This window comes from Algoriphagus aestuariicola (assembly GCF_017254835.1).
In the GTDB taxonomy this organism is placed as follows: Bacteria; Bacteroidota; Bacteroidia; order Cytophagales; family Cyclobacteriaceae; genus Algoriphagus; species Algoriphagus aestuariicola.
This window is the reverse complement of sequence record NZ_JAFKCW010000001.1, coordinates 1,051,971-1,075,257: the sequence shown is the minus strand read 5'-3', so window position 1 is coordinate 1,075,257 and position 23,287 is coordinate 1,051,971. Positions and strand designations below refer to the sequence as shown.

Annotated in this window: 25 protein-coding genes and 2 pseudogenes; 10 read left to right on the top strand and 17 right to left on the bottom strand. The window is 43.2% G+C overall.

Annotated features, from left to right (window positions below; translation table 11 throughout):
• Positions 1-182: 182 nt before the first annotated feature.
• The 7 genes and pseudogenes from J0A67_RS04595 to J0A67_RS23375 form a co-directional block, all read left to right on the top strand.
• Positions 183-1,829: a WG repeat-containing protein gene (locus tag J0A67_RS04595; RefSeq protein WP_206568085.1), complete on the top strand. Its 1,647-nt coding sequence runs from the start codon at positions 183-185 to the stop codon at positions 1,827-1,829.
• A gap of 160 nt (positions 1,830-1,989) precedes the next feature.
• Complete coding sequence (locus J0A67_RS04590; RefSeq protein ID WP_206568084.1) at positions 1,990-2,955, top strand: WG repeat-containing protein; 966 nt, start codon at positions 1,990-1,992, stop codon at positions 2,953-2,955.
• A gap of 217 nt (positions 2,956-3,172) precedes the next feature.
• Entirely contained in the window at positions 3,173-3,790 is a 618-nt protein-coding gene (locus tag J0A67_RS04585) for a hypothetical protein (RefSeq protein ID WP_206568083.1), read from the top strand.
• A 25-nt stretch (positions 3,791-3,815) separates the two neighbouring features.
• Complete coding sequence (locus J0A67_RS23290) at positions 3,816-3,968, top strand: WG repeat-containing protein (RefSeq protein ID WP_206568633.1); 153 nt, start codon at positions 3,816-3,818, stop codon at positions 3,966-3,968.
• Positions 3,969-3,974: 6 nt separating this feature from the next.
• Positions 3,975-4,028: pseudogene (locus J0A67_RS23285) on the top strand (hypothetical protein); the annotation flags it as partial.
• Entirely contained in the window at positions 4,005-4,118 is a 114-nt protein-coding gene (locus tag J0A67_RS23280) for a WG repeat-containing protein (protein ID WP_206568632.1), read from the top strand. The pseudogene J0A67_RS23285 and the gene J0A67_RS23280, both read left to right, overlap by 24 nt.
• An 860-nt stretch (positions 4,119-4,978) precedes the next feature.
• A pseudogene (locus tag J0A67_RS23375) lies at positions 4,979-5,098 on the top strand (IS91 family transposase); the annotation flags it as partial.
• A 59-nt stretch (positions 5,099-5,157) separates the two neighbouring features.
• Here the strand turns inward: J0A67_RS23375 and J0A67_RS04570 are convergent.
• The 3 genes from J0A67_RS04570 to J0A67_RS04560 are packed head-to-tail and all read right to left on the bottom strand — an operon-like array spanning position 5,158 to position 9,759.
• Positions 5,158-5,532, bottom strand: a complete 375-nt coding sequence (locus tag J0A67_RS04570) for a cupin domain-containing protein (protein ID WP_206568082.1) — start codon at positions 5,530-5,532, stop codon at positions 5,158-5,160.
• Between the two features lie 60 nt (positions 5,533-5,592).
• Positions 5,593-8,874, bottom strand: coding sequence for an ABC transporter permease/M1 family aminopeptidase (locus J0A67_RS04565; protein WP_206568081.1), 3,282 nt, complete (start codon positions 8,872-8,874; stop codon positions 5,593-5,595).
• Between the two features lie 12 nt (positions 8,875-8,886).
• The gene (locus J0A67_RS04560; protein ID WP_206568080.1) at positions 8,887-9,759 is read right to left on the bottom strand and encodes an ABC transporter ATP-binding protein; all 873 of its coding nucleotides are present in this window, start codon (positions 9,757-9,759) and stop codon (positions 8,887-8,889) included.
• 200 nt (positions 9,760-9,959) lie between these two features.
• On the opposite strand from J0A67_RS04560, the gene J0A67_RS04555 reads away from it, so the two are divergent.
• Together J0A67_RS04555 and J0A67_RS04550 are read left to right on the top strand one after the other, a co-directional pair.
• A complete protein-coding gene (locus tag J0A67_RS04555) occupies positions 9,960-10,754 on the top strand; it encodes a sensor histidine kinase (protein WP_206568079.1) in 795 nt (264 codons plus the stop codon).
• Positions 10,755-10,771: 17 nt separating this feature from the next.
• Entirely contained in the window at positions 10,772-11,455 is a 684-nt protein-coding gene (locus J0A67_RS04550; RefSeq protein ID WP_317195044.1) for a LytR/AlgR family response regulator transcription factor, read from the top strand.
• A gap of 517 nt (positions 11,456-11,972) precedes the next feature.
• Here the strand turns inward: J0A67_RS04550 and J0A67_RS04545 are convergent.
• The 13 genes from J0A67_RS04545 to J0A67_RS04485 all read right to left on the bottom strand — a co-directional run bounded on the left by J0A67_RS04545 (position 11,973) and on the right by J0A67_RS04485 (position 21,860).
• Positions 11,973-12,425: a carboxymuconolactone decarboxylase family protein gene (locus J0A67_RS04545; RefSeq protein ID WP_206568077.1), complete on the bottom strand. Its 453-nt coding sequence runs from the start codon at positions 12,423-12,425 to the stop codon at positions 11,973-11,975.
• Between the two features lie 66 nt (positions 12,426-12,491).
• Positions 12,492-13,067, bottom strand: a complete 576-nt coding sequence (locus J0A67_RS04540) for a Crp/Fnr family transcriptional regulator (RefSeq protein ID WP_206568076.1) — start codon at positions 13,065-13,067, stop codon at positions 12,492-12,494.
• Positions 13,068-13,361: 294 nt separating this feature from the next.
• On the bottom strand, positions 13,362-13,658 hold the full coding sequence (locus tag J0A67_RS04535) for a hypothetical protein (RefSeq protein ID WP_206568075.1): 297 nt from the start codon (positions 13,656-13,658) through the stop codon (positions 13,362-13,364).
• 53 nt (positions 13,659-13,711) lie between these two features.
• Positions 13,712-14,041 carry a hypothetical protein gene (locus tag J0A67_RS04530; protein ID WP_206568074.1) on the bottom strand — a complete coding sequence of 110 codons (330 nt, stop codon included), beginning with the start codon at positions 14,039-14,041 and terminating at the stop codon, positions 13,712-13,714.
• Between the two features lie 156 nt (positions 14,042-14,197).
• Positions 14,198-14,620, bottom strand: coding sequence for a VOC family protein (locus tag J0A67_RS04525; RefSeq protein WP_206568073.1), 423 nt, complete (start codon positions 14,618-14,620; stop codon positions 14,198-14,200).
• Positions 14,621-14,895: 275 nt separating this feature from the next.
• Positions 14,896-15,678 carry a LytR/AlgR family response regulator transcription factor gene (locus J0A67_RS04520; protein ID WP_206568072.1) on the bottom strand — a complete coding sequence of 261 codons (783 nt, stop codon included), beginning with the start codon at positions 15,676-15,678 and terminating at the stop codon, positions 14,896-14,898.
• Positions 15,679-15,687: 9 nt separating this feature from the next.
• Positions 15,688-16,710 carry a sensor histidine kinase gene (locus tag J0A67_RS04515; RefSeq protein WP_206568071.1) on the bottom strand — a complete coding sequence of 341 codons (1,023 nt, stop codon included), beginning with the start codon at positions 16,708-16,710 and terminating at the stop codon, positions 15,688-15,690.
• Positions 16,711-16,844: 134 nt separating this feature from the next.
• Complete coding sequence (locus tag J0A67_RS04510; RefSeq protein WP_206568070.1) at positions 16,845-17,522, bottom strand: ABC transporter ATP-binding protein; 678 nt, start codon at positions 17,520-17,522, stop codon at positions 16,845-16,847.
• 2 nt (positions 17,523-17,524) lie between these two features.
• Complete coding sequence (locus tag J0A67_RS04505; protein WP_206568069.1) at positions 17,525-18,772, bottom strand: ABC transporter permease; 1,248 nt, start codon at positions 18,770-18,772, stop codon at positions 17,525-17,527.
• Positions 18,769-19,863, bottom strand: coding sequence for an efflux RND transporter periplasmic adaptor subunit (locus tag J0A67_RS04500; RefSeq protein ID WP_206568068.1), 1,095 nt, complete (start codon positions 19,861-19,863; stop codon positions 18,769-18,771). Before J0A67_RS04500 ends, J0A67_RS04505 begins: the two co-directional genes overlap by 4 nt.
• An 11-nt stretch (positions 19,864-19,874) precedes the next feature.
• Positions 19,875-21,218 (bottom strand): TolC family protein, encoded by a 1,344-nt coding sequence (locus tag J0A67_RS04495; RefSeq protein WP_206568067.1) that lies wholly within the window; start codon positions 21,216-21,218, stop codon positions 19,875-19,877.
• Positions 21,219-21,428: 210 nt separating this feature from the next.
• Positions 21,429-21,641 (bottom strand): hypothetical protein, encoded by a 213-nt coding sequence (locus J0A67_RS04490; RefSeq protein WP_206568066.1) that lies wholly within the window; start codon positions 21,639-21,641, stop codon positions 21,429-21,431.
• 9 nt (positions 21,642-21,650) lie between these two features.
• Entirely contained in the window at positions 21,651-21,860 is a 210-nt protein-coding gene (locus J0A67_RS04485) for a hypothetical protein (protein WP_206568065.1), read from the bottom strand.
• A gap of 170 nt (positions 21,861-22,030) precedes the next feature.
• On the opposite strand from J0A67_RS04485, the gene J0A67_RS23040 reads away from it, so the two are divergent.
• Positions 22,031-22,216, top strand: coding sequence for a carboxymuconolactone decarboxylase family protein (locus J0A67_RS23040; protein ID WP_241265064.1), 186 nt, complete (start codon positions 22,031-22,033; stop codon positions 22,214-22,216).
• A 230-nt stretch (positions 22,217-22,446) separates the two neighbouring features.
• On the opposite strand, the gene J0A67_RS04475 is transcribed toward J0A67_RS23040, so the two are convergent.
• A complete protein-coding gene (locus J0A67_RS04475; protein ID WP_206568064.1) occupies positions 22,447-22,977 on the bottom strand; it encodes a GNAT family N-acetyltransferase in 531 nt (176 codons plus the stop codon).
• Between the last annotated feature and the right edge of the window lie 310 nt (positions 22,978-23,287).

Genomic DNA, 23,287 nt, shown 5'->3' with positions numbered 1-23,287 from the left:
AAAACAAATTGTGTATATCCGCAATCTCACCTGTGAGCGAATTGCTTCTTCACTCGCGACGGTAGACCTATGACGGAAGACAAAAGTTGGGCAAAGCCTAAAGTTTTAGCATTCTTTCGGATAGTCAAGGCTACCTACTGGAATAAAAGCGGATAATCACTAAATAAATTTAAAGTTTCCAAATGAGAAAACGTACAAATTATCATCCACTTGTCAAACTGTGCATAATAACCCTGATTTTCTTAGGACTGCCAAGCCCACCTTCTTCTGCACAGGAGATTGAACCTGTATATATTGACTCCGTATTTTTTGAATTCAATATTATGGATTATGTGAACAGATTTTCTCCAAAGCCTATTGAAGGCAATAATGGCAAATGGGGTTATGAAGATTATGATCACAACATAGTTATTCAGCCAAGGTATGACTGGGCAGGTGAATTTTCGGAGTGGTTTGCCCCTGTACAAATTGACAACAAATTTGGTTTTATAGACACCAAGGGTCAGGAAGTAATTGCTCTGCAATATGACCAAGTCAAGAAATTCAATGAAGGATTGGCAGCGGTTTCCTTAAATGGCAAATGGGGTTTCATAGAGCTTTCCGGGGATCAAGTGGTTCCATTGAAATACGATTTCGTTTCAAACTTTTCAGAAGGTATGGCACTGGTGGACCTGAACTACAAAAGAGGGTTCATCGACCAGACTGGTAAAGAGCTGATCTCTTTGAAATATGATGGTGCTGGAACTTTTAGTGGAGGATTTGCACCTGTTGCGATTGGTACCAAGTGGGGATATATCAATAAAGAGGGCCAAGAAGTAATACCGCTCAACTATGACGGCATCCAAAGCTATATTTCCGATGAAGGGGTAGCGATAATGCAGGTAGGGAACAAATTAGGAGTTGTTAACAAGTTAGGAAAAGAGATCATCCCCGCCCAGTACGATTATGCAACAGTGTTTGCTGATGGCGTTGCAGTTGTAAACAAAGGAGCTGTAGTAAATTCAGAAGGCAATTACATCGGAGGAAAATACGGTTTGATAGACCAGAATGGTAAAGAAATCACTCCCTTACAATACGATTATCTGGATTTTCAGGAAGGTGTAGGAATTGCCTACATGAATGGAAAATTTGGATTGATTGACGAATCCGGCAAAGAACTATCCGGCTTTATATATGACCAAATCCGAGCCTTTAAAGATGAAAGGGCAGTTGTTCAATTGAACGATAAATACGGCTACATAGACAAAAATGGGGAAGAATTGACACCGATCAAGTACGATCATGCCGAAGACTATGTTAACAGATTGGCAATTGTAACGATAGGCGGAAGGGAAATCGTAGGCGCTTGGATTGGAGGAAAAAAAGGATTACTAAATCACGAAGGAAAAGAAATAACCCCGATTAAGTATGAAGAAATTACTAGAGGTAGTGAAAGAGAGGGGTTGTTTGAAGTGAGTTTAGATGAGGAGCAGGGTTATATAGACATAACAGGAAAGGAAGTCATCCCCCCTAAATACGAAGGAGCATATAGTTTTTCAGAGGGCTTGGGAGCTATAAAGCTCAATGACAAATTCGGATTTATAGATAAAACCGGAAAGATAGTCATACCCCCCATATATGAGAGAGCAAATGACTATTCAGAAGGCTTAGCGGCCGTAAAATTTAATTACAAATTTGGATTCATCGACAAAAAAGGCACCTGGATTATACCTCCAATCTATGACTATATAGTTTACGAGGTCAACGATGGTTTCAGGGGAGGGGTCATAAAAGTTGGGCTTGGAGATGAAGAATTTTTTATCGATAAAAATGGAAGAAAAGTTGAATAAGCTCAATGTAGCTGAAAAAGTATCTCCCGATTTTTTAACGCAATCATTAAACTAAAAAAATCAATTTACTACAACAACGATGATATATTTTAAAAAATCACCTTGCTTTATACCTTCAAAACAAGAGGACAACTTAGTCAGTAGATTAAAAATTCTGTTTATGGCTATACTCTTGTTTACCCACTTTACGTGCTTCGCACAGTTAAGATCTTTTGAAAGGAATGGAAAATTTGGATTGAATGACATTAATGGAAATGAAGTCGTAGCTCCGAAGTATGATATTATGTCTCCTTTCGAAAATGGATTTGCCAGGGTATTATTAAACAACAAATTAGGTTACATAGATGAGTCTGGAAAAGAAATTGTTGTCCCGAAATACGACAAAGGAAGTGCCTTTTTGCCTAATATTGATCTTGCAGCGGTTACGTCAAATGGAAAGTCGGGTCTAATAGACAAGAAAGGAAAAGAAGTGACACCTCTAAAATACGATGGAATATTACCTATGGAAAATTTTATTTTGGTAATGGTGAACAACAAAAGAGGAGCACTGGACTTAACAGGAAAAGAGCTAATTCCTCCAAAATATGACAATAACTTCGTGTTTACAGATGGACTAGCTGTAGTGGAATTAGATGGCAAACGGGGAATTATCGATAATGCAGGTGAGGTCGTTATTCCTATTAAATATGATTATTTGGACGATTTTTCGGCTGAGATAGAAGGAGCAATAATGGTGCAGGAGTCCGGTAAGTGGGGATTTGTCAATATCTCCAATCAAATAATTGTTCCGATTAAATATGACAATATTTACTCTTTCCCATATAGAGGATCTCTAGCAATCGTAAAATTGAATGGCAGATATGGGTTTATAGACAAATCAGGTAGAGAAGTAATAACACCAAAATACGGAAATGCCGCTGTCTTTTCTGAAGGCTTGGCAGCTGTAAAAGTAGGTGAGATGTGGGGGTTTGTTAATGAATCGGGAGAAATGGTAATCACTCCACAATTTGAAGATGTCCCTTCAATGAGTTCAGCATGTAAATTCATTGACGGAAAAGCTCCAGTATATCTCAAAGGAAAGGCAATCTACATTAACAAAAATGGCAAGAAAGTAGGTAACATATAAAACACCAATTACTTCCAGTATTAAGCAGCGTTTTCATACTAAAATTTACTTAAGTCACTATTCTACTAAAACCTAAAGACAACTCCTTGATTGTGGAGACATTATATTTCTAACGATAAATTCAGTGATTACAAAGGACCAAAATCTAGCTTTGTTAGCAATAGCGAAAGCCGCTTCAGAAAATAGCGCTTGGAAATATTACGCAGATTACTGTTTCATGAGAGAAAAAGGCTTAAGAAAAGAAGCCTTTAAAAGTCTTGACAAATTCTTAAAATCATCCAAAGATTGGTCTTTTGACATGAAAATAGAATTCGTCAGATTTCTATTTCACTATTTTGAAAATGTAGAAGATGCAGACTATGGCCCTTTTCCTCAGCCACTAAACGTAGATCTAGTAAAACCAGCTTTGGAAGAATGGTGTTCAACAGAACAAAAAGACCACAATCCTTTCAGATGGTATGGAAAATACTATCATAGTGAAAAACACATATTTAAGGCTTTAGAAGTTAATCCTGCAGATGACTTGGCGAGGCAAATATTATTAGGTTGGTGGGCTAATCGAATCAACTATTCAATCCATCATTTACCGGAGTTTTATATAGGAGATCCGATTGAAGACATACAGCTTGAAGAAAAGATCAGAGAGCAAATTAAACAATTGTCCTCACCGGATCTAAGAGATTACTGGACGAAAGAAATTGATGAAGACTCAGAGCTTGTGAAAAATTACTTTGATTTTAAAAATTCTGGCCATAATGATTTTGAGAAGTGGGGAAAAGAAAACAATAAACAAACTGGATATAGTTTGACAAGGAGCTACTACTATGAGAAATAAGAAGCGAACGATCAAATAGTGATAAATATCAAACAGTATATTTCTCACTGACAAAACAGGAAGTGAAGTCATCCCAATTATTTATGAGGATTTAGATGGATTTTCCGATGGTATGGCGGCTGTTAGGATCGATTGGATTTATGGCTTTATAAGACAAGTAGGAGATATAGTAATCTAACCTAAATACGACTGCGTAGTTGACTTTTCGGAAGGACTGGCTGCAGTACGAATCAAAGAGAAGTATGGATTTATAGATAAAAGTGGAAAGGAAGTTATTCCATTAGTCTATAATGACCTGGTCGACCTAGAATTCAAAGGGGGAGTATAAAAAGTAGAGCGCGACGGAAAGGAATTTCTCATCGACTAAAAAGGAAAAAAAAATGATTAGACATAGGATAGAATCAAGTCCTGTCCGTTTGTAGAATGAATTAATACAAAAAACACATGAAAAAAGATGCTTCGAAATATGTATACCTGTGAGAGTTTCACAGTCCTTGTTCAGTGCTATTGTCTGCAAAAACCGGCGAAACTGCCTCCATTAGCCGGACTAAAGTGCCCCCCGCTGGCCGGAGCAAACTGACCCCCTTGGGGGATTGTTTTTTGGAAATGGAATAGTGGTCTCAGGAAGGCTGCTGGAACGGAGAACAAATTCTTATGGCCCAAGCCTCCCCTCCCCGCATGCCGGCCCCTTCGCCAAATCATTCCTCAGAAAAGATTTTTTGGTCTGATACTGCTCAGAATGTTGGTTAGGAATCTCATCAGACCAGCGTGACTCCTGGAAAGAACCTGATCAATAGGTTATTCCCGACTTGTTTGCCAAATGGCAGAGGCATAACCTCCAAAAAACCCTTTCTGAGCGGAATTGAAAGAGTTTAATTGAATCACGCTTTACTCATCCCTCCCGTGAGCTGCTACCGGTTCCTCTTTTAGGGACTTTTCAGGCTTCTTATCCCCATATGAACCTTTCCGGCTTCTAGAAATAGCCAGGCAGATAGTACACACCACGATCCAAAGGGTAGCTAGTTGTTGCTAGCCATTTTTCCTGTAAGTCGTCGGATTTCATTTTTCAATGTCTGTTTTTCCCCCTGCCCTTCCCGAAATCGCTGCGCTCATCGGGGCAGGCTTCCTTGAGGAGAGGGAATTTGAGCAGTGGATGACTTGGAGATTCTGGTCCAGCTGATCCCGGAAAAGGAACCTAGGATTCTGGACCTCTACAACCCAAGGTACTGCCCCTGCTGCCAAAAGGAATCCATGGTCAGCAGCCAGCGGATCCCCAAACGGGGGCCACCGAAGGCCGTGTTAACCTAATGTCCAGTTTTTTGTTGCAAATCCAGGTGTGCGATTTAACAGGGTCAAAACCATTTAAATTAGATCCAACCAAGTTCTTTCACCGTCATCTCATTTTCAACATTCCCTGTGTGCAGGGTTGCTTTGGGTTCAAAGAGCAGGTTAAATACAATTTCTCCGTTTGTATGCGGTCTGTGTTCGACTCCCTTGGGGACGATGAGAATTTCTCCTTCCTTCACTTCTACGGTACGACCATCCCGAAAGTCCATTAGGAGCGTCCCTTTAAACACCATAAAAAGTTCGTCTTCGTTTTCATGACTATGCCAAACAAAGCCGTCTTTAAGTTTACAAAGCTTCACATATTGTCCATTGAGTTCTCCAATGATATGGGGTGTCCATAGCTTTTCGAACATGAAAAATTTGTCCAGAATGTTGATGGAATTGATGTCTTGCATTTTGCTGTATTTAAGTAGTTCAAATCAGTAATTTGTCGCCGTTTCACTTATCTGCCGAAACTAGTTTTCGCCAATGGGTTTTACTTTCTCCAATAAATCGGTAATGGTGCCTTGTTCCGATTCAGGTGCTACTTCCCGAAAACAGGAAATCAACTCAAAAGTGGTTGCATAGCGACTTGGCTTCTGGGGATTATCGAAGGAATGCCAATCATTCAGAAAATTCTGCAGGGCCTTGTTTACATTTTCTTCTCCAATCTGCGTTTGCAATTCATACATGACCAAAGCCCCTTTGTTGTAGTAAATATGTTCCTCATTTTCAACCAAGGCTAAGGGTAGTTCCTCCTTGCTGGACTTTATCTTAGCTTCCTTGTAGTTCTCCAACTGGAGCTTAAGGAATTGTCGAACTTTTTCATCACCGTATTTTTCCCTATGCACCATCATGGCTGAATACTGGGCCAAGGTTTCCAAAATCATGTTTTGCCCCTGTACGTTTGCAGCTTCGAGTTGTAAGCCCCACCATTGGTGAGCCACCTCATGCGCAGTAACATAAAATGCCATGTCCACATCTTTTTCATCATCAATGTCCATAATAAAACCAATTGCCTCGGAAAAAGGAATGATTCCCGGTAGAGACTGGGCGAAAGCCCGATACCTTGGAAACTCTACGACACGAAGGTGCTTGTGTTGGTACGGACTGAATTGCCTGCTGTAATAGCCCAATGACATTTTCATCGACTCCATCATGCGTGTGAGGTTGTATTCATGACCTTTCTGATAATAGATCTCCAAATCAACAAACTCGTCTGCAGTATTGCCCGAAGGATTTGTGGAATCTCTTAGCACCTCATAGTGAGCTGATACTATGGGATAAAAGTGGATGATTCGTTGATTGGTTTTGTAGTGAAAATAATTGCGACCATCCTCATTCCATGTTGCCACTAAATCTCCAGAGGTGAGCGCTGTTTGTGGCGCTTCGGTACTGATTATGACTTCTAAAGTGGTACCATCCGAATCGCTTCCACTGCGCGAGTTCACCAATTCTTTTACATCATTACGTTTGGCTTTTTGAAGTCGTGGAGCCAGCTCAAAATCTTTCCGATCGTCCTCGTCCTGCAGTTCGTATTTTTTCTGATAACCAAAACCCGGTAGTTCTGCATTGTCAAAGAAAGTCCCGTTATACACCACATCCGTACCGGAATTATCCGCTTCAAAACCCTCCGGCTGTAGGCTTTGTCTGAAGTTCATTTTCAGGGTATCACCCGGAGCCAAGGATTGGCTCAATTCGTAAATGGTATAATGAAAGTTGGAATACGTGTTGTTTGTCGCAGCTTCTCGATCGAAGGTCACATCCATCAAGTCCACGTTTGACTCTATCAGTTTCTGTACATGGATTTCCCGAATGGGTTCTTGTGATGTATTGGTAAGCACATAATACCCTGCTACTTCATAGGCCCTTTGTGATGGGAATAGATCAATATTCAGTTTGACATCTATGATTTTTGGTTGAGGAAAATATTCAAACTGCTTCAGCGACTTTTCGTATTCCGCTCTGTAACTAGTTTGTTCTGCCTTGGTCCAGAATTCATTCAGGACATTGGTATTATAAAAAACATACCCTCCTATGCTCAGAAAGAACATAAAGCAAACTATACCAAATGCCGCTAGCGGCTTCCCGATTTGCGTTAGTCCGCTTTTCCATCGTTTACTCAAGCCCGTTTCGTTCCCCTTTACCATCAAAATGCTGGCGGAGATCAAGAGCAGCACACCAAACAACACCCAATAGATTTTCACCCAGAGATAGGCAGTCAGGAAGTGTCCATAACCATTCATATCCGAGTAGGTAGCCAAGGCATGTCCACCAAAGTTGAGTAAGGCATGTTCCAAGCCAAATACGCCAATGGCTACATTGATGATGGCGAATGCGATGGTGGCGAGCATGCCCATAAACTTGTTTCCGGTAAGTGCCTGAAAGAAGATCGCCGCGAATGTGTACAAGGCCAGGAATGGAAATAACTCCAAAAAGAATCCAAAGAAATAGACCGCCAGTTCGTAATGATGGTAGCCATTCAATGTTTGAAACAGCACACCGGCAGCGATAAGTGAAAGCATGACAATGGCATAGATAAGCAGTAATGCAAGGAACCTGCTGCTCACATTAACAAAACTTGAAATAGGCGTGGCATCATGAATGAGGTCAAGTTTCACGTCCCGTTCCTTCCACATGATTTCACCTGAATAAAAAACCAAAATGATCATGAAGAAGTAAATGGACATCTCGCGCAATTCTTCGATGATGAGATAGGTGGTTGGATAGCTATCCACTCCATAGGAGGTGCCCAAGCTCACCGAATTGACAAGAATAATGATGAAACAGCACAGAATAATCGCCCAAAAGGATTTGAGCTTGAGAATGGATACGCTATGAAACCAGGTGTTAAAAAGTAGCTGTGCAGACTGCGCCTTGGTGTGAAAGACTGGTGTAACCGAGGGTAGGTTCTTGGTAATGGTGTCCGTTAAGGTTTTGACTTTTTGTGCCTGCTTTCTATTGAAAGCCTTTTCATTTACCACCATCAAATGAAACTTGGTGTAGCCGATCGCCAGAACCGATATGCCCAAAACTATCCAGAAGAGTTTGTTGAGCAACATGATCCCCGATACAGGAATCAGAAGAGCATTCCTATCCGCTACCGTCCACTCCTTAGTTGCTTTGGTCAATGTGGTAAGGGAAAATGGATCCAGCAAGGCTTGAAAAGTTTCATTCGTGATCCCTTTGGTGATCATAAACAAAACAAAGATGACCACACCCTGAGTGTACACGACCATCAGATTTTTGCTGAGCGCCCCAGCTGCAAAAAACACAGAAGAACCAAAAAACACGGTGGGTAAGACCACCCACAGAAATGGCTGTAGGTAATTTATGAATTGAAACGGCAGAAACTCCTTTGGATCATTCCAGGGCAAAAATTCTCCGATCATCATTCCCCAGAGCACCCCACTGAAGATAAAGAGTAACACCACAAAGGATCCCAAGAATCGGCCTGCTAGGTAATCCCTTTTGGAGATCGGGTTGACGTAAATAAGGGAAACCATGTCGTACTGAAAGTCTCGCAGAACCGGAACACCCATGATCATCGAGGCAATAATCATGGACAATCCCGTTATGGCACCCATGGATTTGGCAATCACCAGTGGAGAATTCTTCTTCACCAATCCTAAATCTATCCCCTGAAAGACAAACTCGACCCCAACAACGGAGAACAAAAACAGAAGCAGGAAGAAGAAATAGGTTTCGGGCCGCTTCAATCGGTACTTTAATTCGAATTTGAAAAATTCGTATAGCATGACGTGTTCAGCTTAGCCGTTAAAAATTTGAGACATGTAAACATCTTCGAGGTTGGCTTCAATAGATTTGAAGTCTGACCCAGGGTGGGTGTCGCTCACCACATGTACCAGTTGCTTTCCCAAATACAATCGGTCACTGATTACCTGATACTCTTTTTTGTATTGTTCCAAATCACTTTTGTGGATGGTCTTCTCATACAATCGCCCGTTTAGACTTTCAATAATTTCGAGGGGATTTCCCTGAATTACCACATTGCCCTTGTTGATAATGGCCATCTTGGTGCATAGTTCTTTCACATCATCCACAATGTGCGTGGAGAGGATCACGATGGTTTGCTCCCCTATCTCACTCAGCAGGTTATAAAACCGGTTGCGCTCGACAGGATCCAAGCCCGCCGTTGGCTCATCCACAATCAATAGCTTCGGATTATTCAGCAAGGCCTGGGCAATGCCAAAGCGCTGCTTCATTCCTCCGGAGAACTCACCAAGCTTTTGCTTACGGACTTCAAAGAGATTGACCTTATGAAGAAGTGCATGCACAATATCGTTTCGCTCTTTTCGGTTTATAATCCCCTTCAACACCGCCAAATGGTTCAACAGCATCTCTACAGACAATGATGGATATACACCAAATTGCTGTGGCAGATAGCCCAATACTTTTCGCAGTTCATTCGGTTGGGATTGGATGTTAAGGCCTCCAAGCAAAATCTCCCCCTGGTCAGCTTCCTGAAGTGTGGCTATGGTACGCATGAGTGTTGACTTGCCGGCACCATTGGGGCCCAGCAGTCCAAACATGCCTTTAGGTATTTGCAAGGAAATATTTTGAAGTGCTTTCACTCCGTTTTTGTAGGTTTTAGAGAGGTCAGTGATGATCAGGTTGTCCATGAGTCGCTAGTTTTGACCCAAGATTAGTCGGTGAAAAAGACCGAAAAAAAGAACTGGGACAGACGTATTTGCAGGAGTTTTGAAACACTGGAATTCAGGGAAGAAAGCACTTGAAACCAATATTCAGGCATTCCGTCACGCTACCGGCTACGTCTGCAACAAGGACTGGGTGCCCATCGGTTTTTGATTAATTTCGCCGAATGACTTTCTTTCAAAAACCTTTCAATAAGCAATTGCTCAAAAGGCTAGTACCTTATTTTTTCCTTACAACCACCATTGTAATTCTGGTTTTCAATGATGCTTTTGGAGAGACGGATGAGTTAATAGTTTTCTCTCTTTTGTTTTTCACTTCCATGGCAATTTGGATGATCCGATGGCTGGTCATTCAAATAAAATTCATCCTAAGACTTAAAAACGAAAAGAAACAGGCTGAATTAACGCATTTGAAAAGCCAGGTAAATCCACACTTTTTCTTCAATACCTTGAATAACCTGTATGGACTGGTCGGCCAGGACACCGAAAAAGCCCAAGAGTTGATCCTCAAGCTCTCGGACATGATGCGCTACAGTATCTATGAAGGACAAAATGATTGGGTGACTTTGGCTGATGAAATCGCCTATCTGGACAACTACATGGATCTGCATCGGATGAGGTATCATAAGGAGATTTCCATTCGCTTTGATGTAGACGCGGAAGACCGCAGCATCCAAATTATGCCCTTGCTGTTTATCATTATGGTGGAAAATGCCTTCAAGCATGGCGTGGAAAAACTAAGAGCCGATGCATTCGTTCACATCCGCTTAAAAGCCACAAAGCAATTGGTTGATTTTGAAATCGAGAACAACTTTGATGCGGAGGAGATGGATGGAAGTGAAGGTATTGGGCTGAAAAACCTGAAAAAGCGACTGGAATTAGTCTATCAGAATAGGCATGAACTTGAAATTTCCACTGAGCCTGCCGGCTTGTACAAGATCCGACTTAGACTTAGACTATGAGTATTAAATGCATCATTGTGGATGACGAATCTGTCGCCCATGACATCATCCGAAAATATTGCGAGCTGCTCCCCAATCTGCAGGTGATGCGGGATTGCTATGATGCTATTGAAGCCATTGAATACCTCAGTGGTAACCCGGTTGACTTGATCTTTCTCGATCTCAATATGCCTAAGCTTCGGGGCTTTGAATTTTTAAAAACACTGCCTCATCCGCCCAGGGTAATCGTGACGACGGCTTACAAAGAATATGCTTTGGAAGGCTATGAACTCAATATTGTTGATTACTTATTGAAACCCTTTTCATTCGAGCGTTTTTTAAAGGCTATCAATAAGGCGAGTATAGAACCTTCCAAACCGATTCCTACTCTGAAAGATGAAGTTCGGGAGACAAGGCCGGAACGAATCTTCCTGAGGACAAACAACAAACATGTACAAGTCGCGCTGGATGACATCTTATTTGTGGAAGCTTCCGGCAACTACATCAAAATTGTGCTGAAGGACCAGGTGATCACCCTCCGAGGAACACTATCTTCACTGTCAGAGCACATTCCGACGGGCGATTTTGTTCAAGTGCATCGCTCATTTATGGTGGCTCGACAGCACATAAAGAGCATAGAAGGAAACCAGATAACTATTGACAATTACACTGTACCTATCGGGAAATTATTTAAGGATCAGCTTGATCGCCTTTTAAAGTAGCTTAAAAAGGAAGCCCCAAGATGGATGCAGTCAAATTTTCGCTGTGATAGGGTGGGCTTAGTACAGCTGTCGGAAGCCCGCCTACTAAACGGGCAGGAAATTCTACCCTGATATCCTTACTTTCCCGAAAAGTAGCTGGGAGGAATTGGCTTTTTTACCTCACCCCTAGCCCTTCCCGAAATCGCTGCGCTCATCGGGAAAGGCTTCCTCTAGGAGAGGGAGCTATAACATTGGTAGATTTGGAGATTTCGGTTCGATCGGAGCAGGTACCTGACTCGACTCAACGCCCAAAGGAATCTCACCGGTTTTCCCGAAAAAGTCGGGATGGGCAGTGCAATAGCGGTTTACCTCATTGTGAAATTGGTTTCAAGGGCATTCGGTGAATGCTTTGCATTTCATGCTTGGCTTTGCAAGCCGCACGGAATCCTGGTTGTTTGGCAAAGCCAAATTACAAAGATATCCTTTTCGTGTAAAAAGAAGCAGGTGATTAAACCTGCTTCTTTTTTATAATTGTCCACTATGCAAGACTTTGTCCTATTGGTAAGTGGGTGCTTAATACGACCCTGTTCCAGAGGTTGATCGTAATTATGGCAGTTATAATATCTGCAATTTGAGTTTCGCTAAAGAACTGTAATGCGGTTGAATAGGTTTCATCTGACAATCCATTTTGATGGATTAATGTTATCTCTTCCGTTATCCCCAACACTACTTTTTCTTCTTCCGTAAAAATGTCTTCAGTTTCTCTCCAAGCATTTAGTAAAAAAATCCGTTGATTTGTTTCGCCATTTTTAATTGCGTCTTGAGTATGAATGTTGATACAATAGGCACAACCATTGATTTGTGAAGCTCGGATTTTTATAAGCTCTTTGGATGATTTAGAGATAGAAGCCTTTGAAAGATGCATTTCTAAACCAACCATCGCTTTTAGTGCATTTGGTGCAACTTCCTTAAAGTTAAATCGTTTTTGCATTGTATTTATTGTTTGATTGTTTAATGCAAAGTTGGAGAGTAAGGAAGTGAAAAAACTTAAACTGGTTTAAGAAAGATGTCTTTTTCGTATTTCGCTTAAATACTCGGGAGTAAATCCGAGATATGAAGCGATTAAGTATTGCGGAACACGTTGTACAAATTCGGGATGATTTCTCACAGCTTGGAAATAAAATTCTTCTTTTGAAAACGAAAAAAGAAATTTGATGCGCTTTTGAGCTGCTGCATAAGCTCGTTGATAAACAAAACGGAAATAGCGTTCCATCACAGGAAATTCATTCAATAATTTTTCCTGTTTATCTTGAGTGATATAAAGCACAAAAGATTTTTCTACAGCCTGAATATAAAATTCCGTTGAAACTTGGTTTTCGTAGGCAAAGTTATCTGTAAGCCACCAGGTTTCAATGGCAAATTCAGTGGTTTGTTCAGTGCCTTTTTCATTGATGTAAAACTTTCGCAACAAGCCACTCAAAACAAAAAAATGACACCTGCAAATTTGTCCCTCTTCTAATAGGTTTTCTTTTTTGGCGATTTCTTTGATGTCAAAGAATTTTTTAATTTCTTCAAATTCAGCATCAGATACTTTTGCGAATTTAGCTATATGCTTTTTGAAAATTTCGAACATCTCTAATTTGCATGGTTTGGGTGTAAGATTGCAGGTAACGACTAGCTATAAGGCGTGGCGACACACCGAAATATAAAAATTAAATATCAAGGGGCCGCCATGACTTATAGTTTTTGTGTGTGCCTTGAATGATGAATATAGACCAAAAAGGTGGGCGTTCCAACGGGTGCTACCCGAGTGTAAGCTCCCCTAAAAGTCAGCCATTTGAAAGTTGAATTGAAATCATCAACTTTAAATGGTTATTATGAAAAAATCGAGATTCACAGAAACGCAGATCGTCAAAGCGATCAAAGCTCATGAGGCGGGCAGAAAATCGAGTGTGGAGCTTTGACTAAAAAAAAGAGGAACCACACGAAATCCCAAATTGCCAGCCGTTTTGAGCACCCTGTCCTTTAGCGCAAAAAGATGGAGGCTGAATCCATTCTGCCGGTTAGCATAAATTTCACTTCCCAAACGAATCCGAAACTCGGGAAACCGCTTAAACGAAGCTGTCTGAAATTCATAAATCATTGCAAGGGCATTTGAATCCTCCTTTTCAGGATTAAGGCAAATCATGCGATCAATACCATGTAAGGGGATTTGTTTCAGCATTAATCCAACAGCCATTTCCAGCATTCGCGATACGGAACCGATATATCTTCCAGTTACCGGTTGATCTTCATGGGAACGTTTTTCTCATTCAGGTCTTTCATCTGTTCCTTCAACGGAACGAAGTCCCGGGGTAGCAGAAAGGACTTGAACCTGATTCCGTTTTTGGTGAGGTAGTAAAGCGAATCCCACAGCCTCGGATCCCGTTCCCCATAGTATTCTTTTGCCCGTTTGAGCTCAAATTCAATTGCCCTTCCCTTGGCGGTCAACTTATTGCTGTCCATGAAATAGAGGGTGTTTAAGTCACGAATCCGCTGGGCTACCCGCTCCAGAAGCCTATCAAGCTCCCGTCCCAATAAAAGAAACTGATGCTCGGAAATCTTCATAGCCATGTCAATTATACCAACAAAGCTATGGTGATTTGATTGTCATTTCGAGCTGTGAGTCGGAAAATGTCTGGGATCGTTTTCCGTGGATAGGCTAGTAAGAACCTTGCCTATTTTGGGATTATCCAAAATAGCAGTCTTAACTTTTCTATTTTTTCAGCCAGTAGGTATAAAGTCAGGATTATAAACAATCTCCCAAAGGTGCCCATCGGGGTCCTTAAAATATCCTGCATAACCTCCCCAAAAAGTATCCGAGGCAGGTTTGACGATAGTAGCCCCGGCTTTTTTTGCCATTTCCATTACTGCATCCACTTCTTGTCTATTTGCGACGTTGTGTCCGAAAGTAAATTCCAACGAGGAAATATTCTGATCGGGTAACCCCGTATCCTTGGCAATGCTCTTTCTTGGCCAAAGCGCCAATTTGAGTCCGCCTTGAAGGTCAAAAAAAGCGACAGCTCCAAATTCAAATTCCTTTCCAATGATTCCTTGCGTCGGCAGGCCAAGTCCGTCCCGGTAAAATTCAACTGCCTTTTCCAAGTCAGACACCCCCAATGTTATTACTGAGATGCTTGGTTTCATATTTTTTTGATTTTTTTCATCAGCACACCGCTCGCTTTCAAATCCTGTTGATCAGTCAGGCAAGGGAATTACACGTTCACCTTTCCACAAAATCGTCCGTGGGACTGTCTTCTCACATGGCCTGCGCGTAGCGTTGGAGGAAGCTCTTCCTAATCGTCAATCGTTTCGAACTAAAAGTACCTACAACTGAAGCAATTTCCAATGCCAAACAAGCCCGAACCGGACTTGTGGCTATTAAAATGTCTGGTATCAGAGTTGTGTGTCAGGTTTCTCTCTCACTTCCCTCCCAGAATCCACCGTTTAAAAATGGGGCTGCGCTCACGGCTGATCTCTACCTGGGATAATTGGGGATTTTTGAGAAATACCTCCAGTCCTTTGTGGGTGCTCTTGATATGCCTGATTTCGTCGATCCGGATGAGAAACTGCCTATTCGCCCGAAAGAAAAACGAAGGATCGAGTTTGTTCTCCAGTTCCTCCATGGTTTGAAAATCAGTAATGAACCTGCTTCCGTTTCGGTGGATCAGGTAGATTAACTCAGCTTTTTGAAAACCGGATATGTCCTCAACTCCCACTGGAATCAAACGGTTCTGATGGTTGACCAGAAGTCTTTCCAAATAGATCCTTCCGGAGGTTAGCTTCTCGATGGCCGTCCGGAAATCCGGCAATGCAAAGGACTCCCGTCGCTTTCGCAGTTTTTCCAAGGCAGTTCTAAGCTCCGATTTCGCTATGGGTTTCAAAAGAAAATCCACGCTGTTAACCTCAAAAGCCCGAATGGCATAGTGATCAAAAGCAGTGGTAAATATGACCGGGCAAGCGGGCTCATATTGCTTGAATACATCAAAACTAATACCATCGGAAAGCTGTATGTCCGCAAAGATCAGATCAGGAGAAGCCGACTTTTCAAACCAATGCAACGCTTTTTTCACACTGGAAAGGATTTCCAAAAACTGAGCGCCGGGAATCAAATCCCTGATGTGCTTGCACAGCCCATCCGCTACGAGCGGCTCATCCTCAAGGATGAGGATTTTGGGTTTTTCGTTTTGGAAATAGCTACTCATAACGCTGGGTCAGTACCTTGAGATTAAAGGGATCGCTACTGTATAGTTTTCATCCGTCATTTTGATCTGAACCGGATGCGTTGAGAGGAAGCCATACAGCTTTTCCAGATTGGCGAGACCTTGCTTGTTTGATGCAATAACCGAAACTTTAGGATGCCTTGAGTTTCTTACGACAAGGTAATTTTCTTTGGAGTAAATATCGATTTTCAAGGGATGCTCCGGGTCTATGGCGTTGTGTTTAATGCAATTTTCGAGCAAAACCTGAAGAGAAACAGGAGCAATTCCCTGATCCATCACTCCCTCAGAAATATCCGTTTGGATCTCAATCGCATTGCCAAACCTAGTTTTTAGCAAGAAGATGAAGTGTCCGATAAAATCAAGTTCTTCCCGAATAGAAACAAGGGACTGACTTTCATATTTGAGGACGTAGCGATAGACTTTTGAAAGGTTGTTGACATACTCCGATGCAAGGTTAGGATTGTCAAAAATCAAACTGTGAAGCGAACTGAGTGAATTAAACAGAAAATGGGGATTGAGCTGGTTTTTGAGATTGTCAAACTGTACCTGGGTCTTTTCCTTTTCCAATCGCTCAGCCCGGAGAATACTTTTTTTCCATTCGTCGAAGAAGTGTTTCCCTACGAATATACTGTTGATCAGAAATGACAGAACGATAAACACAGCATTTGTGGACAGGCTGAACATGACCGACATGGCCCCTTCCAAGTATTTTCCCGCCAATGAAAAAAGCAGGCGGTTAATGGTAAGCATATATGCAACACCTAACACCAATTGCGTATTCAGCCTTAGGAGAAACCGATCCGTAAATGGGATAACCTTGTTCAGATAGGCATTCATTCCCCTGAAAAACTCCCACGTAAACGATAAAAACAGAAATGTGTATAAGATAGACTCAGCCGGAAATGGGCCAATGACCTCGAGCTTGTCCCAAATGGAATAGCGAACCAGACCGCTGATCAGCGTGATTGCGATAATCAAGCTATACTCGATCCCGAAGTTTTTTCTCAGCTTCATCACCCTCTTTTTTGCCTGTCTTTTTAAGGTCTTTTTCTATTTGCTCCAATCGTGCAATACTCCTGTCGAAACCTTTGATAAAGGCGATGTTTTGATAAAACCTGCCTGAGATGACAACTTCCCAAAACCCAGATTCAACTCGTGATTTTTCCATCTTTCATTTCAATGGTTCGATCGGTTCTGGACGCAAAATCCTCATCATGTGTCACGGCGATAATGGTCTGGCCCAAATCACGTGTTAGGCGTTTAAAGGTATCAAAAACTATCTTCGAATTTATTGAATCTAGGTTTCCGGTTGGTTCGTCGCCCATGATGATCAGAGGATCGTTGATTAGTGCCCTTGCAATCGCCACCCTTTGCTGCTGTCCACCCGAAAGTTTGGAGGATACCTTGGATGCCTGATCGGCTATACCCAACAGATCAAGCTTTTCCATGGCTTTGGTTTTGATCTTGGCTTCGGAGAATTTTCCCAGCTTCAGTGCAGGAATCATCACGTTTTCCAGGGCGGTAAACTCAGGAAGAAGAAAATGAAACTGAAAAACGAAACCTATATGTTCATTTCGAAACCTCGCCAGGTAATCGGGGGATTTACCGGTCAGTTCTTCGGAGTTGATGTTAAGTTTGCCTCCAAAATCCATATCCATTGTGCTCAGCAAATAAAGCAGCGTGGACTTTCCACTGCCCGATTTGCCAACCAGGCTGAGAAATTCGCCCTTGTAGACTTCCATATCGATATCCTTCAAGACTTGGAAGGTGTATGGATCATGGAAGTATTTGGTAATCCCCTGGGTTTTAAGTAAGACACTTTTCATGGTTAGATTCCTCGGATTATTTCAATAGGATCAATGTATCCGGCTTTCCGGGAGGGAATCCAGCCCGCCAATGCGGTAGTCAATACGCCAAAGACAATTCCGATGACATAATACTGGGGGTCGAAATTGATCGGAAGGGAATCCAATGCAAGTAATTCCCCTCCATCAAAAGGCACCTGTGCCAAGAGAAGAGAGAAAACAAATCCCATAATCAGTCCCATCAGACTTCCCAGAAGCCCGATAATCAAGGATTGGGTCAGGAATATCGCTGTCACATCTTTGGCTGCGAAGCCTGTCGCTTTTAGAATTGCGATGTCTTTCATTTTATTGTAAATCGTCATGTTGAGAATGTTATAGATTCCAAATCCCGCGACGATCAGAAGCGTGATGGATACGGAATAGGTCATGATATCCCGGATGATCGCTCCGGCCAGGAGGGTAGAATTAGCTGTTTCCCAGTCTTCAGCCTTCTCTCCAAAAGTCGCCTGAATTTTCTCTGCCTTGAGTTTGGCAGATCGATAATCGGTTGTTTTGATGTTGAGGTCAGTGATGTACCCGGCGTCTTTTCCCAGGAGTTTTTGGACGGTGGAGATGTTGGAATAGCTTCTTACATTGTCTATCTCGCCCAATCCCAGTTGAAAGATTCCCACGACTTTCATCGAATAGGTAACACCCTGCGGCGTGGTCAGGATAAGCAGGTCACCAAGCTTGGCGGAAAGCTTTTTTGCCAAGCCCGAACCGATGATCAAACCGTTGGAAGTGGTAATGAGGGCAGAAAGTGATCCTGCCTTCATTTTGGAGCTGAGGTTGAAAAGCTTGTCTTCTTCCAGGATATCCACCCCTGCAACAGATCCATTCAGCTTTACCGGTCCGAAATTATAGAATACCTGACTCGTTAGTCTTGGTGCTACCCCAATGATTTCCGGATCCTCCCGCAATATCTCCGCGATTTGGCGGGCATTTCTGATTTTGTCGGACTCGTTTTTTGGCTTTACGCTGTGGACGTGGTTTAGCCCAATTGGATGAATTCTATCCAAAATCGTCGATCGGGGTTCGGTGACATCCTTGTACAACCGGATATCGGCAGAGGAAATTTTGGTAAGATCCTCCGTGAAATTGTTTAGCCCCGTCATCAGGCTGATCATCATGATGAACATGCCAATGCCAAAAGTCACACCCAGCATGGCGACCAGGGTCTGCTTCGGCTTGGAAAGCAGGTGGGTTTTGGCTATCGTGAGGATGACATTCATGGCTTGATCAGATTTGAGTCTTTACTCAACCCGTCCAAAATTTCCACTTCTGTCAATGTTCTGATACCGGGGCTTACTTTTACTTTCCGGGTTTTTCCATCATGGAGTATCAGCACGCTGTCCCCTGGCAAAAGCAAACTTCCGGGTATCACCAATGCCTCACTTTTCTCCCGCACCAGGATGTTTGCCTCCAAAGCCAATCCGATCAGCCTGGAAGGCAAGGTGTCTTTCAGGCGGGCATCGACTCGGAGCATCTGGTCCATCGGATCGACTTTGGAGTAGATTTTGGTGAGCTCTGCCTGAAAGGTCTCTCCGGGAAAAGCATCCATTTCCAGCAGTACTTTTTGACCTAAGCTGATTCTGCTGATGTCCTGCTCGTCAATCTTGAGACTTCCGATAAATCCACGGTCTGTACCAAGGGTGGCCAAGACGTCGCCTTTTTTGATGAATTCTCCAATCTCGGCTTCAGAATGGAAAAAGACTCCATCCCGGTCGCTTCGGACTTTGTAATGGTCCAACTCATCCTGAAGCAGGAGCAGGTCTTTACGGGTCGATTCCAAATCCATCAGGACTTGGTCCCTTTTGCTTTTCAGTTGGCTTTGGCTTCTTTTCCAATTCTGTTTGGAGCTTTCAAAAGCCGTTTCCGCCGACTCGAATTGTGAGACGGAAACTGCTTTTTGCTCGTAGAGTCTTGACTGGCGTAGCCACGTCAACGAATCGGCACGATATTGCTCTTCTGCGATTTTGACTCCCTGAAGGTATTCTGCTAATACCGGGCTGGAAGGCGAGGCATTGATTTTGGCAAGTTCGAATTGCTGTTGTGCAGTCTGAAGTCTGCTATCCAAGGCTAAACCTGAAATGGTAAACAGAACCTGCCCATTTTGGACTTTTTCCCCTTCCGTACCAAATTCATTCTGCAAGACGCCTTCGGTCTGGGACCTAAGTTCAACTTGGCCAATGGCTTCCAGAAAGCCGGAGGCATAAACAGCTTCCATTACCGATTTGGTTTCAGGCTGGATCGTTTCCGGATTTGCGCAGGAAACTGCAGTGGCAATCCATGCGAGGCCGATTGTTTGGCGTAATTTATTCATGGGTATAGGATTCAGGGTTGTTGAGAATAGGAATGGTTGCGAATGGAAACCAATGCTTTGGAAGTAGCGAGTTCAGACAAGGCGAGTAGGTAGTCCAGCTGTTGGTCGATCCATTCATTTTCTACCTGCAGCAATTCATCCACAGGGATAAAACCTTCGGCCCATTGAATTCCCGCAAGGCGATAGTTGGATTCGTATACCGAAAGCAAGGGCAGAAAACCGGTTGCTAAAGCCTGATTGTGGACTATTTCAGCTTCCAGATCCAGTTTTTCCTGCACCAGAGCTTGCCTGGTCACCTCCAGCTGTTTTTGGGCGATTTGGTAATCAAGGGCCGCAGTTTTGGTTTTGGTTTTCTGCTTACCCCCTTGGAAAATATCCCACTCCAGCCGAAGGCCCCAAACGCCCACCTCAAAAGAACTCGCATCCTGAAGGTTCAACTGGTTACCGAGTGTTTGTTGATAAAAGCTCCCAGTGGCCATCAGGGTCGGAAGATGGCTTGTTCTGGATTGCTTGAGAGCCTGTTCATTCAAGTCGACTCTGTGTTGAGCCATTTTCCATTCGGGCAATTGCTCCAAATCATAGTCGGCTGTAAGTATCTCGGGTTGTTGATCAGCAAGTTGGTCCAGAAATTCAAACTCCGACGTTTGATCTGCACCTATCAGCCGGTTAAGACTGTTCAAGGCGGTTTTCACTTGTTTTTCTTGGTTGAAAACCTGGTTTTTGGCGGATCGTGCAGACGCTTCGATCCTGTGAAAGGGAAGAGGCTCCAGCTCTCCGATTTCAAACTTTGCTTTTGCCAATCGATAAATCGAATCAGATAGGACGTACCGATTTTTCGCCAACTCCAGACTTTCCTTGTGGAGCAAAAGAAGATAATATGACCTGGCGAGCTGCTCTACCCAAGCATGTTCCTGACTGGAAATATCCTCCTTGGCTACTTCATACTTGAGGCGGTCGGTCTTGATTCGATTCCAAAGTTCCAGGTCTACTAACGGTATGGAAAACTCCAACCCGAGGTTGACTTGATACTTGGTGCCAAATCGGATTTCGGTAAAAGTTCCAGGTTCTCCCCCCACTGACTCCGAAGGGAGAAGTTGAACGGGAAGCTCCAGATAATTGTCCCAGTTGCCATAAGCCCTCAGCCTAGGCAAAAGCTCGGATTTGGATTCCCGTTGGGAGGATTCTTCCTGAAGACGCTGGAGCTCCCATAGCTGTTTCTCATCGGACTGGGTATAGGCAAAGTCCAAAATATCCCCAAAATTTCGGACGGAGACTTTTTGCCCCATCAGCGGGATTACAGCGAGAAATAAGGCAATTAAAGTAAGGGATAGTTGGCGCAAATGGTTGTATGACATCTTTCCATGGAAATGTTTGATGCCACCAAATTGAAGTCAGGCCTTAGATTCGGAAAAAAAAAATAAGTGAAGCTGAAAAAATACCCCTCGAAGCCTGTTTGTTGGAGATTAAAGCGTTTTGGGGAAAGTGGTTATTGGATGGTTAATTAGACAATAGCTGGGCAGCCTTGACATGCTCAGGAAACGGAGCCACTTTGTCACTTGTCACCTTCATCTATTCAATTTTCTCATCAAATCCCCATTAATCGCCCTCGCCGCAACGGGGTCTGCCCCCGTTTTACGGATCAATTCATCCAGATCGACTTCTGCTTTGGAGTTGATCGCGGGCATCAGCTCTGCCAAAAACGCATTCAACGCATCCAGCTCCGGACTGTTTTTATCCTCAACAGGTTCCTGGCCGAAATAGCTTTCGAAAGGGAGCAACTCGGGATCTCATCCGGTTATTTCGCGGATGGCTGATTTCATGGAGATATGCAAGCGAATGTCCGGCTCGGTTGGAGCGTCAATTCCCATGCTGACCAGTTCCTTGACCAAGTTGTCGTACCCAAAGTCGGTCATGGCGCTGAGGGTCATATCTTCCTCTTGTTCATCAAAATACACGCAGGCATAGTGCGGAAATCCCTCCAGTTCTTTCAGGCTCATCTTAAATACTTCTTTGGAATACTCCGCCCGGAAAGCATCCTTCCAATCATCAAACCCAAAAGACCGAACCTACACCAAAGAACTACTGGAATCTGCACCAAGAGAGTCGGCAGCTAAAACACACCGCCGAACGCACAGATGGCCTGATACCCGTCAAATACAGGGAACTGATGTCCATTGCCGTGGCATTGACCACACAATGTGCCTATTGCATGGAATCCCATATCCAAAACGCAAAAAAGGCCGGTGCCACCAAGGAGGAAGTTGCCGAAACCGTGTTCATAGCCTCCGCTATCCGAGCAGGCGGAGCCGTGGGAAACGGACTTCTGGCGATGCGGATTTTTGATGAGGTATGATTGGGTAGATGGATTGGAGGGCTAACTGAGTGATGCCGCAACCTTGGACAGCAGCTGCCGGGAGCTTGTACAAGTGACAAATGACTTCGCAAACGCATCAATGGAGCAGTGATCCATCCTTGGGAGATTCCTCCATTCGATCAAGGTCTTTTAGATTGGCCCCAGTCTTTTTACATTCCATGCCGAGGGAAAGACTTTTGCTTCGTTCAGGTTTCAAAAGTGGCAGTGAATTACAAGAACCTCGAAGGGGCCGCCTTTAGGGGACTGATAGTCCCCTTGCCACCTGATAGGCCATTGCTGAAGATTTCGTAGAGTAAGCCGGGATTTCCATCAAAGTCACACCTGTCCTTAAAGTCCATTCCGATTTTCTCCAGGACTCTGATCGAAGCCCCATTTTTCTCCATGACTCTTCCGACGACTTTTTGAATCCCCAATTCCTGAAATCCAAATTCGAGGCATTTTCCGGCGGTTTCCGTGGCAAATCCCCTATTCCAGTATCGCCTGTAAAACCTAAAACCAATATCGTATTCATCCAACTCAGGACGATACGCGAGTCCGCACCAGCCCAAAAATCTCAAGTTTGCCTTTTCAACCACGGCAAGGCGTCCAACACCAAAACTTTTGTACTGCCCATACGCGTCGAGAAAATCCCTGGCAGCCTCCACGCTTTCAAATGGTTTGTCCCCAGTGAATCTAATGACGTCTTGATCCAAATTCAGGGTATAGAAATCCTCCGCATCTCTAAAAGTGAGCTTCCTCATGATGGTACGGTTTGTCTCCAACCAACTAAAATCCTTCATTTTCGACTTTTTTTATGCCACTCCTGCAATGGGTGTAGAAATCAATTCTGCGGTTACAATGAAGCCCACCCGTATTTCTATTCGCATTTTCTGCCCATAGGCAAACCTTTTTGACCATACCTTTTGATCAATGCCATTCTCCACTAAACATTCTTTTCTTTAGGATTATACCAAGCCATAATTCCGTAAAAACGGCAACCTTCTGAAGATGGCCAATTACTCGGAACAAATCGCTTATACCTGTATTTTTGGGTGATGCTGGCAGGAATTC

What these genes read in the sequence shown, in the direction of transcription:
- J0A67_RS04495 (WP_206568067.1), bottom strand. Translation starts at nt 21,218, where the DNA reads ATGTCATACAACCATTTGCGCCAACTATCCCTTACTTTAATTGCCTTA.
- J0A67_RS23040 (WP_241265064.1), top strand. Translation starts at nt 22,031, where the DNA reads ATGTCCATTGCCGTGGCATTGACCACACAATGTGCCTATTGCATGGAA.
- J0A67_RS04545 (WP_206568077.1), bottom strand. Translation starts at nt 12,425, where the DNA reads ATGCAAAAACGATTTAACTTTAAGGAAGTTGCACCAAATGCACTAAAA.
- J0A67_RS04555 (WP_206568079.1), top strand. Translation starts at nt 9,960, where the DNA reads ATGACTTTCTTTCAAAAACCTTTCAATAAGCAATTGCTCAAAAGGCTA.
- J0A67_RS04500 (WP_206568068.1), bottom strand. Translation starts at nt 19,863, where the DNA reads ATGAATAAATTACGCCAAACAATCGGCCTCGCATGGATTGCCACTGCA.
- J0A67_RS04595 (WP_206568085.1), top strand. Translation starts at nt 183, where the DNA reads ATGAGAAAACGTACAAATTATCATCCACTTGTCAAACTGTGCATAATA.
- J0A67_RS04515 (WP_206568071.1), bottom strand. Translation starts at nt 16,710, where the DNA reads ATGAAGCTGAGAAAAAACTTCGGGATCGAGTATAGCTTGATTATCGCA.
- J0A67_RS04475 (WP_206568064.1), bottom strand. Translation starts at nt 22,977, where the DNA reads ATGAGGAAGCTCACTTTTAGAGATGCGGAGGATTTCTATACCCTGAAT.
- J0A67_RS04570 (WP_206568082.1), bottom strand. Translation starts at nt 5,532, where the DNA reads ATGCAAGACATCAATTCCATCAACATTCTGGACAAATTTTTCATGTTC.
- J0A67_RS04525 (WP_206568073.1), bottom strand. Translation starts at nt 14,620, where the DNA reads ATGAAACCAAGCATCTCAGTAATAACATTGGGGGTGTCTGACTTGGAA.
- J0A67_RS04590 (WP_206568084.1), top strand. Translation starts at nt 1,990, where the DNA reads ATGGCTATACTCTTGTTTACCCACTTTACGTGCTTCGCACAGTTAAGA.
- J0A67_RS04510 (WP_206568070.1), bottom strand. Translation starts at nt 17,522, where the DNA reads ATGAAAAGTGTCTTACTTAAAACCCAGGGGATTACCAAATACTTCCAT.
- J0A67_RS04520 (WP_206568072.1), bottom strand. Translation starts at nt 15,678, where the DNA reads ATGAGTAGCTATTTCCAAAACGAAAAACCCAAAATCCTCATCCTTGAG.
- J0A67_RS04585 (WP_206568083.1), top strand. Translation starts at nt 3,173, where the DNA reads ATGAGAGAAAAAGGCTTAAGAAAAGAAGCCTTTAAAAGTCTTGACAAA.
- J0A67_RS04505 (WP_206568069.1), bottom strand. Translation starts at nt 18,772, where the DNA reads ATGAATGTCATCCTCACGATAGCCAAAACCCACCTGCTTTCCAAGCCG.
- J0A67_RS04540 (WP_206568076.1), bottom strand. Translation starts at nt 13,067, where the DNA reads ATGTTCGAAATTTTCAAAAAGCATATAGCTAAATTCGCAAAAGTATCT.
- J0A67_RS04565 (WP_206568081.1), bottom strand. Translation starts at nt 8,874, where the DNA reads ATGCTATACGAATTTTTCAAATTCGAATTAAAGTACCGATTGAAGCGG.
- J0A67_RS04535 (WP_206568075.1), bottom strand. Translation starts at nt 13,658, where the DNA reads ATGCTGAAACAAATCCCCTTACATGGTATTGATCGCATGATTTGCCTT.
- J0A67_RS04560 (WP_206568080.1), bottom strand. Translation starts at nt 9,759, where the DNA reads ATGGACAACCTGATCATCACTGACCTCTCTAAAACCTACAAAAACGGA.
- J0A67_RS04485 (WP_206568065.1), bottom strand. Translation starts at nt 21,860, where the DNA reads ATGAGCCTGAAAGAACTGGAGGGATTTCCGCACTATGCCTGCGTGTAT.
- J0A67_RS04530 (WP_206568074.1), bottom strand. Translation starts at nt 14,041, where the DNA reads ATGAAGATTTCCGAGCATCAGTTTCTTTTATTGGGACGGGAGCTTGAT.